Origin of the sequence: Kitasatospora sp. NPDC058184 (assembly GCF_042883725.1) — a bacterium.
Taxonomy (GTDB): Bacteria; Actinomycetota; Actinomycetes; order Streptomycetales; family Streptomycetaceae; genus Kitasatospora.
On sequence record NZ_JBHVVE010000027.1, the window covers coordinates 68,397 to 83,842 of the forward strand.

Below are 15,446 nucleotides of genomic sequence, written 5' to 3' on the forward strand. Positions count from 1 at the left end.
GGATCAGGTTCTGGTGCAGCTGATGATCGCCGCGTGGGGGCAGGCGAGGTACGGCCGCCAGAAGTCCTCGCCGTGGCGGGCGGTTCCTTCCCCTGAGACCCGGAAGGCGGGCCAGGAGATCGAGGCGAAGCCCGTCTCGCGCAGGGCCCGTTCCAGGGTGGCCCGGCTCCAGTACCGTGCGGTGATCCGTTCGTCGTAGCGGCCGAAGCACAGTTCCAGCGTCACCCGCGAGGCGTCGTGGCGCGACTCGGTCTCCACCAGGCGCAGGCCGTAGCGCTCGTAGTAGGTGCGCTCGCCGTGGAAGTCCGGGTTCACCGGCAGGGTGACGAACCGGCCGCCCGGGCGCAGGGTCCGTGATGCCAGGGCGCACAGGGAGAGCAGTGCTCCGTAGTCCTCCGCGTACGGCAGGACGTACACGGCCAGGCACGCGTCGAAGGCGCCGTCCTCGACGAGGTCGCGGCGCTCGGTGTACTCGATGCCCAGCGGCTCGGCGCGTTCGGCCCGCCGCGCGACGTCGAGCATGCCGCCGGAGACGTCGTACCCGACCACCCGCGCCGCGCCGCGTCGCTTGAGCTCCCGGCTGTACAGGCCCGTACCGCACCCGATGTCCAGGACGCTGCGGCCGGTGACCGTGCCCAGTGCGGCGAACACGCTGAACGACTCCAGGTGTCGGCGCCAGGGCAGGAGGAACATCTCCTCGTACATCTCACCGAGGGTGTCGAACCGGTCCGCTCCGCCCATGCCTTCGATTGTCCGCCCGATCTCCGGGGCGTGCCCGGCCCGCTATCGCCGCGGGTCCCGAGACCGCCGCCGGTCTGGCTACCGTCCGCTCCCGGCCGTCGCCCGCCCGCGCAGGGAGACCCCGAAGCGGCTCCGGAGCCGGTGCACCTCCCACCACGCCACCGCGGTCACCGTCGCGGGCCCGCCGACCACGGCGGCCAGCCGGACGGCCGGCGGGCCGGGCGGCAGGCCGCCGAACACCAGCCCGATCAGGGCGAGTTCCCAGACCAGGACGCCGGTCAGGACGGGCGGGAACACCGGGTGCACCCGGTCCATGGTGAAGGCCGTGCGAACCACCGTCGGCGAGGCGAAGGCCACGAACATCAGCACCCAGATCGGCAACGCCAGGACCAGCAGGTTGAACAGCGGCCCGAGGAACAGCCCCTGGACCGACCCCTGCGCCTGACCGGCGAGCCACAGCAGCACCGGCACCGCCGCGCACGCGCCCAGGTACTGCGAAGCCATCAGGACCGCCGGCCGCACCTGGGCCCGCATGGCCGGGCGCGCGGCCGGCCCGGCGAGCCGGAACAGCACCCCGACCACCACGGGCGCGGTCACCAGCACCAGCAACGGGGTGACCGTCAGCCGGGTCTCGAACTGGTCGTCGAGCTGGTCCCAGTCGTCCGCCGTCCCGTACACGAGCAGCACCACGAGCGCCGCCCCGAGCGCCAGCCACCCCCGTATCCTCTGCACCCGCAGCACCACCTCGTCGGTGATCCCCCGGGGCCCGGGCACGATGAACACCCGTCGCGCCAGCCGCCGTGCCGACCTGGCCATCGGATAGAGCGCCAGGAAGACCAGGAACGGCCACAGGCAGAACAGCAGCGGCACCAGGGCCCACCACCTGGCCACCCGCCGCGCGGGCGCCAGCAACTCCCGCAGGGTGGGCCACTCCTCGCCCCGGAACCGCTGCCACAGCGGAACTCCGGCCGGTCGCGGCCACTGGCGGGGATCCCGCGGGTAGGGGCTCCGTGGGAAAGAGCCCTGATCTCCGTACGTCACGCCGAGTTCCTCACGCCTCTCCGTGTCGCTGCCGACACTCCGTCAACCCGTCAGCGCCGCACCCTACTGCCCTGCTCCCGTGCTTCGTCCACCCCCTGCCCACCACCCGTCCGGCCGACGGCCGTTCTCGGATCGCGCTCGGACCAGGCCGGTCACCCGGTCTCGGGGGGCGTCGGATGAGCCTGCGGAGTGTGACGGGAGTGGCGGTGGGGCCGCCGCGCAGCGGCCCTATCCTTCTGCCATGGCGACATGGCGGCGGTCTCTGGCTGATGGGTTGTGGGCTCTCGACAAGGTCCTGGGCGGGCAACGGCGTCCGACCAGGTTCCAGAAGTGGGCGGGCCGGCACCCGGTCCAGGCCGGCCTGTGGGTGGCCGCGCCCCTCACGCTCTTCCTGTGGCTGGTGTCGGGTGATGAGACCGACAGCCCCCTGTTCGTCGTGATCGGCGGGCTGGCCACGTGGCTGATCCTCGGCCTCACCGCGGCCTCGGAGCGGCTCCGGCAGCGTCGGCTCAAGCGCCTGGGGATATGGGACGGATCGTGAGACGGCCCGGGCCCGGCAGGCGGAGGCCGGTGAAGGCGTCCTCGTCGTGACAGCCGAGACCCTGGTGGGTCGTCCCGCGCACCGGACGCTCCTGCCGGTCCTCAACGAGGAGGACTCCGGGGCGAAGGCGGCGCTTGCGCACCGTCACGCCGTCCGTCCGCCGCGGCGAGCAGGACCTCCGCCGCCTCGGTGCGCACGTACAGGACGTACCGGCCGCTGCGGTGGGCGTCGACCAGGCCGGCGGTGCGCAGGGCGGTCAGGTGCTGGGAGACCCCGCCGGGCGTGATCCCGGTGCGGCGGGCCAGCTCGGTCGTCGAGGCGGGCGTGTCGAGGTCGGCCAGCAGCCGGGCCCTGGAGCGGCCGACGACCGCTGCCAGGGCCTGCGGGACGGTGACCTGCCGTTCCCAGAGCGCGGCCACCCCGCGCGGCGGATAGCGCAGGGTGGGCTGCCAGTTCGGGCTGACGACGGAGAAGACGCGGGGCCAGACGAACACCGACGGCACGAGGAGGAGGCCGCGCCCGCCGAGCCGCCGGCTGCCGTGGACGTAGTGGTGCCCGACGCGCAGGGTGTCGTCGTCCCAGGTCACGACGGACCCCAGGTCGCCCAGCAGTCGGTCCGCCCCGTGCTCGGCGAACAGCCTGGCACGGTGCAGCACGTCCCCCTCCAGCAGCGAGCGCATGCGGGGCCAGTACGGCGCGAGCGCGATCTCCCAGTACGACGCGATGAGGTCGGCGAGTTCGGCGAGGCCGCGGCGCGGATCGCCGCGCAGCCGGTCGACGCGCTCGGAACGCGGCGCGCGCGGAGCGCCGAGGCCCGACCGGACCTGCTCGGCGGGCGTGGCACGCAGGACGGCCAACTCGCTGTCCAGATCGGCGGCCGGGCCCGCCGGCGGCGGCGCGAGGAAGATCGGGATCGACCCGGGCGGATCCGGGACCAGATCGGCGAGCAGACGCCAGTCCAGCCCCGAGGCGGCCAGCCGGCGTCCGGCCTCGACGCTCCACGGGCGGTGCAGCGGGTGCTCGGCCGGATGCTTCAGCACTCTGACGCTGGCCACCACTTCCCACAGCGGCGACAGGGTGAACCTGGTGCGGGCCAAGTCGCGGACGGAGAACGCCAGATCCAGCACGATGCCCCCTCGACGGCGGAGGACCCAGCGGCCGGCGGCCCGGGATTCAGTACAGCCTAAATTCCTCGCCCGCCGGCCGGTGCGGCGGGAACCTCGGCTCATGACCAGCACCGATCTTCCCCAGCGGCCGGACACGGCCGCTACCACCCCCGATCCGTCTGCTTCGGTCCTGCGGGACCCGGGCTTTCGCCTGCTCGTCGGCGCCGCCGCGGTGAGCAAGCTCGGCACCGCGGTGAGTGCCCTCGCGATACCGCTGACCGCCGTCCTGGCCCTGCACAGCTCGCCCGGACAGGTCGGCCTGCTGGCGACGCTGAGCACCCTCGCCTTCCTGCTGATCGGCCTGCCGGCCGGGGCCTGGGTGGACCGGATCCGCAAGCGGCCGGCGATGATCGCCGCCGACCTGGTCCGGGCCGCCCTCCTCGGGTCGGTGCCGGCCGCCTGGGCGCTCGACTGCCTGACGATCCAACAGCTCTACCTGGTGGTCCTGTTGACGGGCGTGGCCACGGTCTTCTTCGACGTGGCCACGCTGACCCAACTGCCCGACCTGGTCGGGCGCCACCGGCTCACCCAGGCCAACGCCCACCTGGTGACGGTGGACGCCCTCGCCCAGATCGGCGGGCGCAGCGCGGGCGGATTCCTCACGGCCCTGCTCTCCGCCCCGGCGGCGATCGTGGTCGACGCCGTCGGCTACCTGTGGTCGGCGCTCCTCCTGCTGCGCATCCGCCGGCCGGAGCCGCGTCCGCGGCAGCGGCCCGACGCGGGGCTCGGCCGCGAGATACGCGAGGGACTGCGCTTCGTGCTCGGCGACCCGATCCTGCGGGCCGTCGCGCTTGCCGGAGCACTGACGAACCTGTCCGTCCAGCTGTGCCAGACCATGGTGCCGGTGTTGTTCGCCCGGGAGCTCGGCCTCTCCGGCAGTGTCATCGGCCTGTTCTTCGCCGTCGGCGGTCTCGGCGTGCTCATCGGTTCGATGTCGGCCCGCTGGTCGGCCCGCCGGTTCGGCGCCGGGCGGCTGCTGTGGTCGGTGGGCCTGGCCGTCGCACCGTTCGGCGCCCTGCTGGCCCTGGCCGACCGAGGACCGGCCCTCTGGCTCGCCACCGGAGCCTGGCTGATCACCACGTACAAGATCGGCGTCGACAACGTGATCCAGGTCAGCTTCCGGCAGAGCGTCACCCCCGACCACCTGCTCGGCCGGATGAACGCCACCATGCGCGTCCTGTTGACGGGCTCACTCGCGATCGGCGCGGCCCTGGCCGGGCTGCTGGGCGAACTCGCCTCCGTCCGAACCGCGTTGTGGGCCGGGGCCGCCGGGCTCGCCACGGTCTGGATACCGATCTTCTTCTCGCCGCTGCGCACCCGGCGCGAACTGCCGGGCACCGGCGCTCCGCGATGAACCGGCAGCCGGGCGTTCGCTCCCGCGCCGTCATCACTCCGGCAGCGGGCGCGGGCGGGTAGGCCGGCACCGGAGCGGGAACCGCCTCCGTCCACAGACGGCCGGCGACGGTGCCCGGCCCGCGCCCAGGAAGGGGAGCAGCGTGCCGAAGGACCGTGCACCACGCGCCAAGGTCCGCCTCATCGCCTCGGAGGACACCGACCCACAGGTCCACGTACCCCCGGGGCAGACGTACGAGATCGTCACGGCCACGATCGTCGACTCGCAGCTCAGCGACATCGTGGAGGAGACCTCCAGCGGGAGAACCCTCAGTCCCGCGCGGCTGTGCGGCAGCCGCTCGACCTGCGTGGCCATCCTGGAAACCGAGTAGACGGCATGACCGCCCCGCTCGCCACCTCCCGGTACACCCTGCGAGTGCCGTTGACCGAGGGCTACGCCCTCTTCAACACCAGTAGCGGCAGCGTCATGAAGTTCGACGGACCGCAGGCCGAGGAGGCCACGGCGCTGCTGAGCGGGAACCGCCGGCTGGTCGCCCCGGACTCCTTCGGTGAACGGCTCACCGCGCGGCTGCGCCGGAACGGGTTCCTGGTGGACCCGGAATTCGACGAGGTCGCGGAGGTGCGGGAGCGGTACTGGGCGGCCCGGGGCAACGCCCCGGCCGTCCTCCTGGTGACCACCACCATGGACTGCAACCTCGGCTGCTACTACTGCTACGAGTCGCGCTCCTCCGACGCGCTCCGTCTCGACGACGCGGACATGCTCGTCGCCCTCGCGGCGCAGCGGCTGGGCGACCACAGGAAGTCCCTGCACGTGGACTGGTACGGCGGCGAACCGCTGATGAACATCGACGCGCTGGAGCGCGGGTCGATCGCGCTCCAGGAGTACTGCCGCGAGAAGGGGATCGCCTACCACGCCTCCGTGGTCTCGAACGGCACCCGGTGGCCCGAGGACCCCGCGTCCTTCGTCGGGCGCCACAGGATCCGCGAGGTGCAGATCACGTTCGACGGGATGAAGGACAACCACGACCGGAGGCGGCGGTACCGGCAGGGGTACCGCCGGGAGGACGACCACTCCTCCTTCGAGCGGGCCGCCGACCTGGTGGACGTGCTCGTCCGGCACACCCGGGTGGACGTCCGGTTCAACGCCGACCACGGCAACGCCGGCGACCTCGCGCCGTTCATCCGGTTCGCGACGGCCCGCGGCTGGTTCGACGGCCCCTTCCGCTGCGTCCTGGCGGTGGCCAGGGTGTCCGGGTACTCGGACCGTTCGGCTTTCCTGCGCCCGCACGAGCTGGACACCGAGGAGTTCTCCGCGCTGGAGGAGACGGCCAGGAGCATGCTTCCGCCGCGGGCCCGGGACACCCAGGACATCGTGGGCGGATTCCCGCACCCGAAGACGTCCGTGTGCGGAGCCCTCGCGGAGGGCTCGGCCGTCGTCGGGGCCGACGGGCTGGAATACCGCTGCGGTCTTCAGGTGGGCGAGCAGCACCGTGCCGTAGGCCGGTTGAGGGCGCTCCCCACGGCGACGCTCCCGCCGGCGGCGCTTCCGATGAAGGCGCTCCCGCTGACGGTGCTCCCGCCGGCGCAGGCCGGAGCGGAGCCGGAGCCGGAGAGCTTCCCCGACCGGTCGTGGTGGGCGGAGTTCGACCCGACGCGCCTGCCGAGCTGCTCCAGGTGCTCGTTCCTGCCCGTGTGCTGGGGCGGTTGCCCGAAGCGGCACCTGGACGGCCACCAGGTGTACCTCGACTCCGAGAGCCTGTTCTGGCGCCGGAACCTTCCCCGGATGATCACCGAGGGACTCGGCGAGCCCGCGGACGGGTTCGTGTTCACGGAGGCGGACCAGTTCCGCGACGACATCCCCGCCGGATCGGCCGCCGGTGCCCCCGCTTGCGGCCCCCGCCGGCGCTGAGATAGTGGAATCGAGGGAACACAGCCCGGCAAGAGGCGTTGGAAGGTCGCGCCATGAACGACCGGATCATAGGAGCGGAGATCACCGACGACCAGTTCGATCTGGACATCCGCGTGAAGGTGGTCACGAAGGCCGTCGACAGGTTCACCCGGAACCTGCCGGACGGCACGGACAGCTGCGCCAGCACCTGTGGTGACGAATGCACCAACAGCTGCGCCAGCACCTGTGAGAGCGGCTGCACCGACAACGAGACCGAGACCTGTGAGACCTGCGGGTCGTGCACCTCGGAGTGCGACGCCGGCGCGACCGGGGCCGGATGCGGTGAGGTCCGGCTCTTCGAGGACCACTACATCCTGGAAGTCAGCCAGGTCCGTGGCGACGGGATCACCCGCAGGGCCGCCGGAGAGCAGGTCATCCGCCGCGTGGAGCGCAACCCGCGGGAAGGCTGATGGCCGTAGCAGCCCACGCGACGGCCACCTGGCAGCCGGTCATCGGCGACGCGCGGACCGCGGACACGGTCCGCGCCACGGGCCTGGACGTGCTGTCGCGACTGCGCGATCCCGCCGTCGCGGAGGGAGCCGGCGCCGCGGCCCCGCGCCACGGGCGCCCGCGCTGGACGCCGTCCAGCACCGCGCAGGGCACCTGCGGCCTGGCCCTGGCCTTCGGGCACCTCGACCGCTGCCTGCCGGGCGAGGGCTGGGACCTCGCAGCCCACCGCCACCTCGCCCACGCCGTCGACAGCACCGCACGGCACCCCGTGACGGGCCCGGGACTCTTCGCCGGCCTCGCCGGAACGGCGTTCACCACCGCCTACCTGGCCAACGGCCGGGGACGGTACCGGGGCCTGCTCGACGACATCGACGACAGCCTGTACGACCAGGTGGCCCGACTGGACGACCACGGGCCCCGAGGCCCTCGCGCCGTCGGCGGACCGGGCCTCGCCGTCGCCGCCTTCGACCTCGTCTCCGGCTGGACCGGGGTGGCCGCCTACCTCCACTCCCGGCCGGCCGACCCGAACCGGGACCGCGCCCTGAACACCCTGCTCGGCCGGCTCGTCGACCTGTGCCGGGACGACGACGGGATGCCCGCCTGGCACACCCCCCACCACCTCATCGCCGACGAGGGCATGCGGGAGCGGTACCCGTCCGCGGTCGCCAACTGCGGCCTGGCCCACGGGATCACCGGACCGCTCGCCCTGCTCGCCCTCGCCCACGCCGACGGCCCGGCCGTCCCGGGACACACCGAGGCGATCCGTCGGGCCGCGTCCTGGCTCGCCGCACGGCACGTCGACGATCCCCGGGGCGGCGGGTACCCGGCGGTCGTCGCGCTCGGTGAGCGGGCGCCCGCGCCCTCACCGGCGCGCGACGCCTGGTGCTACGGCAGCCCCGGTGTCGCCCGCGCCCTGTGGCTGGCCGGCACCGCCCTGGCCGACACCGGCCTCACCGATGCGGCCACGGCCGCCGTCCGGGCCGTCCTGAGACGACCGGTCGCCCAGCGGCGCATCGCCTCGCCCGGCTTCTGCCACGGCATCGCCGGCCTCCTCCAGGTCACCCTCCGGTTCGCCGCCGACACCGGGGACCCGGAGATCATCGCGGGGGCGCGCCGGCTCGTCGACCAGCTGCTCGACGAGTACCAGCCCCGATCGCCCTTCGGCTACCGCAGCATCGAACCCGACGGCACCCGCGCGGACCGGGTCGGCCTGCTGGAAGGCACCCCCGGGGTCGCCCTCGCCCTGCTGGCCGCCGCCATGCCCGAGCCACCCGCCTGGGATCGGTTCTTCCTCCTGTCATGACCGCCGACGCCTCCCGCCCGCCCGGCGCCCCGCCACGGCCCGCCGCCGCGCCGCGGCTGTACCGCGCGCTCGACTTCGTCATGATCCGCACCCCCGTCCTGCCCGTCACGGACTACCCCGCGGGCGACGCCCCAGGGCCCGAGCCCGCCACCCCCGGGGCCGTGTCCGCCACCGCGCGCGTGCGGGACAACGACGCCGCCCGGCGGGCCATCGTCGTCTCCTCGCTGTCCCTGGCGGCCGCCCTGCGGCGGCCGGCGAGCACCGAGCGCGACCGGCGGCACCTCGAATCGAGCCTCCTGCGCTACCTCATCCGCCTCAGCACCCGGCCCACCCCGTTCGGGCTCAGTGCCGGCGCCGCCCTCGGGCACTGGGCACCGGTCACCGACGTCCGCCTCGCCGACCGGCCGCCCGACGCCCACGCCCGCCTCGACATGCACGCCCTCCTGCACTTCGTCACCGCCCTCGAATCCGTCCCCGAGATCCGCCGGGAGACCCGGGTCATCGCCAACCCGGCCGTACTGCACCGCGCCGGCCGGGTCACCCTGAGCGGCGTCGAAGCACCCCGCACCGCCACCGGCGGCGAGAACGTCACCCTCCGGGCCACCGGCGCGGTCACCCGGGCCCTCGCCCTCGCCCGTACCCCCGTCGCCCATGCGGACCTCGCCGCCGACCTCCTGCGAACCGTCCCCGGAGCGACCCCCGACAAGGTCGACGACCTGCTGTACCGCCTGTGGCGGCACGCCTTCCTCCTGACGGACCTCCACCCGCCGCTGACCTGCCTCGACCCCGCCGCGCACGTGCTCGGCCACCTCGCCCGCATCCCCGAGGCCGCTGCGGCCCACGCCGACCTCGACGCGCTGCTCGCGGCCGTCCGGGACTGGGAGAAACAGCCCCCCGACACCGGCGCCGCCACGTTCCCCGCACTCGCCGACCACGTCCGCCGGGTCACCGGCCTCGCCACGGCCACGCCCCTCCAAGTCGACGCGGCGCTGCCCCTCGCGGCCGGGCGGATATCCCGCGACGTCGCCGACGCGGCCGTGGCGGCGGCCGAACTGCTCCTGCGTCTCACCCCCTTCCCGGACGGGCCGCCGCACATCGCCGGCTACCGGCGCGCGTTCGAGGCCCGGTACGGCACCGACCGCGACGTGCCCCTCCTCGAACTCCTCGACCCCGTCGCCGGCCTCGGCACACCCTCCCCGTCCGCGGCGGGCGCACCCCTGGACACCACACGGGCCGACACCCTGCTCCGGCTCGCCACCGAGGCGCTCCACGACCACCTGACCGGCATCGACCTCGACCAGGACACCATCGACCGGATCGCCCTCGCGGACCCCGACCCCCACCGGCTGCCCGCCTCGCTCGACCTCTACGCCATGGTCGCCGCCCCGTCGCCCACCGCCATCGACGCGGGCGACTTCCGGCTCGTGGTCGGCGCCAACACCGGCGCCGGAGCCGCCGGACGCAACCTCGGCCGCTTCGCGGGGGTACTGCCCGAAGCCGTTCCCGCCCTCGCCGGGATCGCCGACGCCGAACAGGCCCTGGACCCCGAGCGCGTCCAGGCCGAACTGGTCTACCTGCCCGAGAAGACCCGCTCGGCCAACGTCGTCGTGCGCCCCGCCGTCCGCGACCACGAGATCGGCATCCGCACCAGCGCCGAGCCCGGGCCGACCCGCTGGATCCCCCTCGACGAACTCGCCGTCCGGGTCACCGACGCCAGGTTCGCGCTGATCTGGGACGACCGCACCGGCACCGTCCGGGAGATCGCCGTCCGCGCCGGACACATGCTCAACCACAGCCGGGCGCCGGCCGTCTGCCGCTTCCTCGCCGACCTGAGCCGCGACGGCACCGCCCTGCTCACCGGCTTCGACTGGGGACCGGCCCGCAGGTTCCCCTACCTGCCCCGCGTCACCCGCGGCCCGCTCGTCCTGCGCCCGGCCCAGTGGCGCCTCGACCACGCCCGGGGACAGGAGCTCACCGGGCACCCGGACGGGTTCCCGGCCGCGCTCGACGCCTGGCGCCGCCACTGGCGGGTGCCCCGCCACACCTACCTGACGAGCAGCGACGAGGCCGCCGACCACCGACTCCTCATCGACCTCGCCGCGCGCTCCCACACGGAGGAACTGCGCCGCGCCGTGAACCACCTGCGGCCCGGCGGCGCCGTCGTCCTCCAAGAAGCCCTCCCCGGCCTCGACGACGCCTGGGCCACCGGGCCCGACGGGCCCCACATCGTGGAACTCGTCGTCTCCATGACCCGCCGCGCCGCCGCCCCTCCCGCACGGCGGCCCCGGCCCGTCCACGCCCCGATCGGCCGCACGGAGCGATTGCGCCACCCCGGAAGCGACTGGACCTACGTCAAGCTCTACGGCGACCGGCAGGACGAGAACTCCCTGCTCGCCGACGGCGTCAGGGACCTCGTCCGCGCCACGGCGCACCACACGGACCGCCGCATATTCCTGCGCTACGCGGACCCCGACCCCCACCTGCGGCTGCGCCTGCGCGGCGACCCCGGCCGGCTCATCCCCGCACTCGGCGACTGGGCCGGAACCCTCCTGGCCGACGGACACCTCTCCCGGTTCGGCTTCGACGTCTACGACCGCGAGATCGAACGCTACGGCGGCCTCCCCGCCATGGACGCCACCGAGCAGCTCTACACCGCCGACAGCCTCGCCGTCCTCGACCTGCTGTCCCTCGGCCGCACCGGACAACTGCCGCTCGACGACACGGCGCTCGCCCTGCTCACCATCGACGATCTGCTGGCAGGCCTCGGCCTCGACGAACCGGACCGGCTGCGCTTCTACCGCCGGATCCACGACCGTTGGACCCACCGACTGCGCTCCGCCGGCGCCCAGTACCGCACCCGCAAGGCGGAGTTCTGCGAACTGCTGCGCGGCCCGGCCCCGCCCGGCATCGACGCCGTCCTCGCCGAACGCCGCCGCGCCGCGCAGGACGTCGCCGCCCGGCTCGCCGACCTGGACCGCCACCGGCTGCTCGGCAAGCCGCTGCCCGACCTCTGCGACAGCTACGTCCACCTGCACTGCAACCGCCTGCTCGGCCCGGACCGCACGACGGAACACACCATCCTGGAACTGCTCTTCCGGACGCGCCAGAGCCTGGCCGCGACGGCCCGCTGACACCCCGGTGGGTTTCCTGGGGACCACCGCGTGATCGATGTCCGGTCCCGCAGTGCGTCCGTCCTCGACCTCGACGCGAAGCTGCCCGGCCAGGCCTTCAAGAAGGGCGCGGGGGAGTCGTTGTTCTGCGAGTTCGACGCACGCTCGGCCGGGGCACTGCGGTCCGCCTCGTGGTTCAGCACGTGGCTGTACACATGGCATGCCGATTCGTGGCTGAATTTCCCCGTATCCATACCAACTCCGAAGAATGGTGGCCCTGTTGTGGGGCCAAGAAGACGAGATTGGAGGACGGACCTTGAAGGTGGAGCCGTCCGTGCCGTCCGCGCCGTCGAGGACGGAGGAGGGTGAGATTTGCCGCGATCATGACATATCGCGGTCGGGTCCGCATGGGTGGTCCGCATGGTGAACAGCTGTCGTTGCACGGTGCCGAACGGGGCGCGGGCCGCGGCCTCCGGTCGCAGCGTCGGGACAACTCCCTTGTGCAGGAGGCCTGGTGGCACTCAGCGAACCCGTCCGGTCCATGATCGCTCCCCGGGTGCTGCGCTCGAAGCGGTCTACCGCGCTTCCTTGAGCAGGGCAGCAGCCGGGCCGGTGCAGCCCCCGCTTCTGACCCGCTCCGGCGGCCCCTGCCGTCCGGCCGTGTCGGACCCGTCCTCGAGCCGGGCGCGGCGGTGGTTCGGTTCCCGGCGTGGCGCCATGGCGTCCCCTCGGGAGTCCGGATCGGACCTGTGGATCCCGGGCCGCGCTCGTCTCCCGCGACCGCTCTCCCGGGCGGCTCGGGGTGCGGACAGTGATCCGGAGCGTCGCTCCCCATATCGCCGTCGCCGTCGCCGGACGGGCCGGGAACCGGGTGGTCAGGAGGCGCCGAGGGGTGTGCGGCCGGGCCATCGGGACCTGCGGGTCGTCACGCGGCTCGGACTGCCGCGAGGGGGGAGAGCGCCGCGTACTCCAGGGGCGCGGAGGGGTCGATCGAGAGGTTCATCGGGGACGGGGCCGCGCCCGAGCGGACCAGGAGGTCGCCGATGGCCGCGATCATCGCGCCGTTGTCGGTGCACAGCCGCAGCGGCGGCACCCGCAGGGTGATCCCGGCGGCGGCGCAGCGCTGTTCGGTCAGCGCGCGGATGCGGGAGTTGGCGGCGACGCCGCCGACCACGACGAGGGTGCCGATCCCGTGGTCGGTGCAGGCCCGGACGGCCTTGCGGGTGAGGGTGTCCGCGATGGCCTCCTGGAGCGCCGCGGCCGCGTCCGGGACGTGCGGCTCGCCGCCGGCGGCCCGTTGGGCCTCGACCCAGCGGGCGGCGGCGGTCTTGAGGCCGGAGAAGGAGAAGGCGTACGGGGGATCGTTGGGCCCGCTGAGCGGGCGGGGGAGGCGCACCGCGTTCGGGTTGCCGTCGCGGGCGGCGCGGTCGATGGCGGGCCCGCCGGGGTAGGGCAGGCCGAGGATCCGGGCGACCTTGTCGAAGCACTCGCCGGCGGCGTCGTTCAGGGTGTCGCCGAGGTGGACGATCGGGTCGCGGGCGAGGTCGCGTACCAGCAGCAGGGAGGTGTGCCCGCCGGAGACGATCAGGACGACGCACGGGTTCGGCAGCGGCTCGCCCTCCAGGGCGGCGGCCGCGACGTGCCCGGCGAGGTGGTGGACGCCGTAGAGGGGCACGCCGAGCGAGAAGGCGTAGCTCTTGGCCGCCGCGACCCCCACCTGGAGCGGACCGGAGAGGCCCGGCCCGGCGGTGACCGCGACGGCGCCGACGTCGGCGAGGGTGAGCCCGGCCCGGTCGAGGGCCTCGCGGACCACGGGCGCCATCGCGTGGACGTGGGCGCGGGCGGCGATCTCCGGCACGACCCCGCCGTACCGGGCGTGCTCGTCCATGCTCGACGCGACCGCCTGCCCGAGCAGGACCCCGTCCCGGACGAGACCGGCACCGGTCTCGTCGCACGAGGACTCGATCCCCAGCACCACTGGCGAGGCCGGCATCGCACCCACTCCTTATTGCTCCTCGATATGCAACTGCAACTATTGTGCAATAAGGCACGGGAGGGGGGTCCGGCGGGGTCCGAATCGGATGCGCCATCCTGATGGCGCTGCGTACGACGCGGGGCCGGGCAGTCCTTCGGCCCCGCGCACTGCCCGGGTTCTACTGCCGCGTGTTGAGTGGGTCCAGCAGCAACCGGGCCTCGCGTCGCAGGTGTTCGAGCGGCTGAGTCAGTGCGGCCCCATGGTGGTTGACCGCCTCGGTGAGCGCTGCGATCTGACCACCGACCGGGCTGGTGCCCCCGAAGCCGTCTTCAGCACCTTCGCAGCCTGGCCCGAGGTTATCGGCTTGCCGGTGGTGATGAAGGCCCGCAGCTCCTGGGCGGCGGAGAGGGCCCACCGCGGACCGTCGGCGGCAGTTGCCGGTGCGAACTTGGGGAGAGGAGCCGGCCGGAGCCGGCTGCGGTCGTAGACGTGCAGCTCCGGACCAGCCTGCTTGCAGAGACGTTCCGCTGTTGCCCGGGTCGCGTCCGGCACCGTGTCGACTGCTGCGAGCAGGTGCACATCCGCGCCGAGCTTGCGACTCAGGGCGACGTCGCGCTCGAGTCGCGCGTCCGTGAACTGCAACGCCGAGGTCATGACTACGCCTGCGAGGACCTGTTCGTCCCAGATCCCGAAGATGTCCAGCTCCTCCGGGGTCCGACGCTTCTCCCGCAGCGTCTATGCTCGTCGACCGTGCTCGTTCGATTACGGCGGGCCATGGAGCTTCTTGGGGGAGAGCAGCCGATGTCCGACTCGGTGGGGTACACCGTCCAACCCGACGCGCTGGACCACGTGACCACGGGGCTCAACAACGTCGCAACCGACCTGGCCTCGGCCAACCAGGCCTACACCGCGCAGAAGCCCTACCAGTCCGCCGACTTCGGCGAGTTCGGGGTGGACCGGGCGTGGGCGGGCTTCGACACCAACTGGAGCCAGGAACTGCACGTCACACAGCGCGCCGTGGGGCAACTGGTCCAGAAGATGTCGGCCACCAGCGCCAACTACCGCGCCGCGGAAACGACGGCCGCCGCATCGCTGACCCCGGCGCAGACCCGATGAGCAAGGTCGCGGACCTGCAGAAGGCGCAGCAGTCCATCACGCACCCCGGTTCCGGCTTCTTCATCGGCGCCGCGCTTCTCGGCGCGATCGGCAAGGCCCTGGCCGTGGCCGGGCTGATCACCATGCGGCGCCGGGTCCGGGAAGAGGGCAGCTGATGCGCCGAACCGTCATCACCAGCGTGGCGGCGCTCCTGGTCGGCGCCCTGCTGCTCGTCTCCCACCTCGCCGGCTGGTGGTCCGACTCCGGCCCGGCCGGCACCACGGTCGCCTCCACCCCCCGACCGGAGGTGGAGGTGCCCCTCCCCGAGAAGGCGTCGAACGCCACCTCTCCGTATCCGACCAGCACGGTGACCCTGACGGTCGGACAGCGGCTCGGCGTCAGAACGACCGGGGGCGCCCTGCAGAAGAAGTGGTACCTCTACTCGGCGGGCGACGGCGGCGTGCTGCGACCCGGCAAGGACTTCGTCATCAGCCCCTGCCCCACGGACCCGCCGATGGCGGGCTGCGGCTCCGAGTTCGACCTGACCTTCAGCGCCTTGGCGCCCGGAACCACCACACTGACCTGGTTGTTCGGGGAGGGGAGTTGCGATGCCGGCGTGCCGAAGTACAAGGGGGACCGGTGCGACATCTCCAAGAGCATCCAGGTCACCGTCCGCTGACCATCACACGGAACCTCGACGGCCCCGGCCGCCCCGCCCAGCAC

15 protein-coding genes are annotated in these 15,446 nt (G+C 73.4%); 10 read left to right on the forward strand and 5 right to left on the reverse strand.

What is annotated here, in order from left to right; all coding sequences use genetic code 11:
• Window positions 1–3: 3 nt before the first annotated feature.
• Both ACFVXH_RS35250 and ACFVXH_RS35255 read right to left on the reverse strand, forming a co-directional pair.
• Complete coding sequence (locus ACFVXH_RS35250) at window positions 4–741, reverse strand: class I SAM-dependent methyltransferase (protein ID WP_387830032.1); 738 nt, start codon at window positions 739–741, stop codon at window positions 4–6.
• 78 nt (window positions 742–819) lie between these two features.
• On the reverse strand, window positions 820–1,653 hold the full coding sequence (locus ACFVXH_RS35255) for a hypothetical protein (protein ID WP_387830034.1): 834 nt from the start codon (window positions 1,651–1,653) through the stop codon (window positions 820–822).
• A gap of 370 nt (window positions 1,654–2,023) precedes the next feature.
• Between ACFVXH_RS35255 and ACFVXH_RS35260 the strand changes: the two genes are divergently transcribed.
• Window positions 2,024–2,323, forward strand: coding sequence for a hypothetical protein (locus ACFVXH_RS35260; RefSeq protein WP_380744212.1), 300 nt, complete (start codon window positions 2,024–2,026; stop codon window positions 2,321–2,323).
• A 101-nt stretch (window positions 2,324–2,424) separates the two neighbouring features.
• Here the strand turns inward: ACFVXH_RS35260 and ACFVXH_RS35265 are convergent, their stop codons facing one another.
• Window positions 2,425–3,450 carry a DUF5937 family protein gene (locus tag ACFVXH_RS35265; protein WP_387830036.1) on the reverse strand — a complete coding sequence of 342 codons (1,026 nt, stop codon included), beginning with the start codon at window positions 3,448–3,450 and terminating at the stop codon, window positions 2,425–2,427.
• 100 nt (window positions 3,451–3,550) lie between these two features.
• Between ACFVXH_RS35265 and ACFVXH_RS35270 the strand changes: the two genes are divergently transcribed.
• From ACFVXH_RS35270 to ACFVXH_RS35295, 6 genes are all read left to right on the forward strand, one after another.
• Window positions 3,551–4,843: an MFS transporter gene (locus ACFVXH_RS35270; RefSeq protein ID WP_380744216.1), complete on the forward strand. Its 1,293-nt coding sequence runs from the start codon at window positions 3,551–3,553 to the stop codon at window positions 4,841–4,843.
• A 142-nt stretch (window positions 4,844–4,985) separates the two neighbouring features.
• Window positions 4,986–5,213: a hypothetical protein gene (locus ACFVXH_RS35275; protein ID WP_387830039.1), complete on the forward strand. Its 228-nt coding sequence runs from the start codon at window positions 4,986–4,988 to the stop codon at window positions 5,211–5,213.
• 5 nt (window positions 5,214–5,218) lie between these two features.
• Complete coding sequence (locus ACFVXH_RS35280) at window positions 5,219–6,751, forward strand: radical SAM protein (protein ID WP_387830042.1); 1,533 nt, start codon at window positions 5,219–5,221, stop codon at window positions 6,749–6,751.
• Window positions 6,752–6,804: 53 nt separating this feature from the next.
• Window positions 6,805–7,200, forward strand: a complete 396-nt coding sequence (locus ACFVXH_RS35285; RefSeq protein WP_387830045.1) for a hypothetical protein — start codon at window positions 6,805–6,807, stop codon at window positions 7,198–7,200.
• Complete coding sequence (locus ACFVXH_RS35290) at window positions 7,200–8,543, forward strand: lanthionine synthetase C family protein (RefSeq protein ID WP_387830048.1); 1,344 nt, start codon at window positions 7,200–7,202, stop codon at window positions 8,541–8,543. The genes ACFVXH_RS35285 and ACFVXH_RS35290 overlap by 1 nt, the downstream gene beginning before the upstream one ends.
• Complete coding sequence (locus tag ACFVXH_RS35295) at window positions 8,540–11,674, forward strand: lantibiotic dehydratase (protein WP_387830051.1); 3,135 nt, start codon at window positions 8,540–8,542, stop codon at window positions 11,672–11,674. Before ACFVXH_RS35290 ends, ACFVXH_RS35295 begins: the two co-directional genes overlap by 4 nt.
• 904 nt (window positions 11,675–12,578) lie before the next feature.
• On the opposite strand, the gene tsaD is transcribed toward ACFVXH_RS35295, so the two are convergent.
• Together tsaD and ACFVXH_RS35305 are read right to left on the reverse strand one after the other, a co-directional pair.
• Complete coding sequence (gene tsaD, locus ACFVXH_RS35300) at window positions 12,579–13,646, reverse strand: tRNA (adenosine(37)-N6)-threonylcarbamoyltransferase complex transferase subunit TsaD (RefSeq protein ID WP_387830054.1); 1,068 nt, start codon at window positions 13,644–13,646, stop codon at window positions 12,579–12,581.
• Window positions 13,647–13,874: 228 nt separating this feature from the next.
• Entirely contained in the window at window positions 13,875–14,282 is a 408-nt protein-coding gene (locus tag ACFVXH_RS35305) for a hypothetical protein (protein WP_387830058.1), read from the reverse strand.
• Window positions 14,283–14,429: 147 nt separating this feature from the next.
• On the opposite strand from ACFVXH_RS35305, the gene ACFVXH_RS35310 reads away from it, so the two are divergent.
• The 3 genes from ACFVXH_RS35310 to ACFVXH_RS35320 are packed head-to-tail and all read left to right on the forward strand — an operon-like array spanning window position 14,430 to window position 15,402.
• On the forward strand, window positions 14,430–14,744 hold the full coding sequence (locus ACFVXH_RS35310; RefSeq protein WP_074003337.1) for a type VII secretion target: 315 nt from the start codon (window positions 14,430–14,432) through the stop codon (window positions 14,742–14,744).
• The gene (locus tag ACFVXH_RS35315) at window positions 14,741–14,899 is read left to right on the forward strand and encodes a hypothetical protein (RefSeq protein WP_387830061.1); all 159 of its coding nucleotides are present in this window, start codon (window positions 14,741–14,743) and stop codon (window positions 14,897–14,899) included. Before ACFVXH_RS35310 ends, ACFVXH_RS35315 begins: the two co-directional genes overlap by 4 nt.
• A complete protein-coding gene (locus ACFVXH_RS35320) occupies window positions 14,899–15,402 on the forward strand; it encodes a hypothetical protein (RefSeq protein ID WP_387830063.1) in 504 nt (167 codons plus the stop codon). The genes ACFVXH_RS35315 and ACFVXH_RS35320 overlap by 1 nt, the downstream gene beginning before the upstream one ends.
• Window positions 15,403–15,446 lie beyond the last annotated feature (44 nt).